The 1,615-nt window shown below is 47.6% G+C and carries 1 rRNA gene; it reads right to left on the bottom strand.

Going from position 1 to position 1,615, the window contains the following annotated elements:
• Positions 1-1,239: ribosomal RNA gene (locus tag ACJMM4_RS05585) — 16S ribosomal RNA — on the bottom strand; the annotation flags it as partial.
• Between the last annotated feature and the right edge of the window lie 376 nt (positions 1,240-1,615).

Here is a 1,615-nt window from a genome sequence, read left to right as displayed (position 1 = left end):
CCATTGTAACACGTGTGTAGCCCCGGACGTAAGGGCCGTGCTGATTTGACGTCATCCCCACCTTCCTCACATCTTGCGATGGCAGTATCCTTGGAGTGCCCAGCATTACCTGATGGCAAACAAGAAAAAGGGTTGCGCTCGTTATGGCACTTAAGCCGACACCTCACGGCACGAGCTGACGACAACCATGCAGCACCTCCACAGCAGCCCCGAAGGGAAAAAACATCTCTGTCTTATGCAGCTGCAGTTCAAGCCCGGGTAAGGTTCCTCGCGTATCATCGAATTAAACCACATGTTCCTCCGCTTGTGCGGGCCCCCGTCAATTCCTTTGAGTTTCACCGTTGCCGGCGTACTCCCCAGGTGGGATACTTAACGCTTTCGCTTGGCGACCCACTGTATATCGCGGACCGCGGGTATCCATCGTTTACTGTGCGGACTACCAGGGTATCTAATCCTGTTTGATACCCGCACTTTCGAGCCTCAGCGTCAGTTGCACTCCGGGCACATGCCTTCGCCGTCGGAGTTCTTCATGATATCTAAGCATTTCACCGCTACACCATGAATTCCAGCACCCCTGCGTGCACTCAAGAACAACAGTTTCAATTGCAATTTTAAGGTTGAGCCTCAAACTTTCACAACTGACTTATCATCCCGCCTACGCTCCCTTTAAACCCAATAAATCCGGATAACGCCCGGACCTTCCGTATTACCGCGGCTGCTGGCACGGAATTAGCCGGTCCTTTTTCTGATGGTACATACAATAAGGGACACGTCCCTCTTTTTATTCCCAACTAAAAGCAGTTTACAACCCGGAGGGCCGTCATCCTGCACGCTACTTGGCTGGTTCAGACTCTCGTCCATTGACCAATATTCCTCACTGCTGCCTCCCGTAGGAGTCTGGACCGTGTCTCAGTTCCAGTGTGGGGGACCTTCCTCTCAGAACCCCTAGGCATCGTCGGCTAGGTGGGCCGTTACCCCGCCTACTACCTAATGCCACGCATCGCCATCCTATACCAATAAATCTTTCGTTATTCAAACATGCGAATAAATAACAACATCGGGTATTAATCTTACTTTCGCAAGGCTATCCCCGAGTATAGGGCAGGTTCGATACGCGTTACGCACCCGTGCGCCGGTCGCCATCATTGGTTGCAAGCAACCAACATGCTGCCCCTCGACTTGCATGTGTTAAGCCTGTAGCTAGCGTTCATCCTGAGCCAGGATCAAACTCTTCATTGTAAATATATTTTTCTTTTTCTTACTCTGTTCGATCCCAACCCTTATCGCGTATTCTATTATAAAATTGACAGGTTGCATCTCTGTTGAATCATCTTACCTTACAGAAAAACAATACAACAAAGAAGCCCTTGTACTTCTATTGTCTTATGAAACCATTTCAAAGAACGCTTAACTTTTTTGCTAAATAACAGCTAAGGAGAACCCCGCGCCGTATTTGCGAGTGCAAAAGTACTAACTTATATACATACAAACCAAATAATATCACAACTTTTTTGAAAGATTTTTTAAACTATTACCAAAACAAAGAACTACACATTATTATATATATAAAGGAAAAGAGAAATTTTCCGGGTGGGGGTTAGACGGCGGTGGATAA

Origin of the sequence: Phascolarctobacterium sp. (assembly GCF_045124115.1) — a bacterium.
Classification (GTDB): domain Bacteria; phylum Bacillota; class Negativicutes; order Acidaminococcales; family Acidaminococcaceae; genus Phascolarctobacterium_A.
This window is presented reverse-complemented; position numbering and strand designations above follow the sequence as displayed.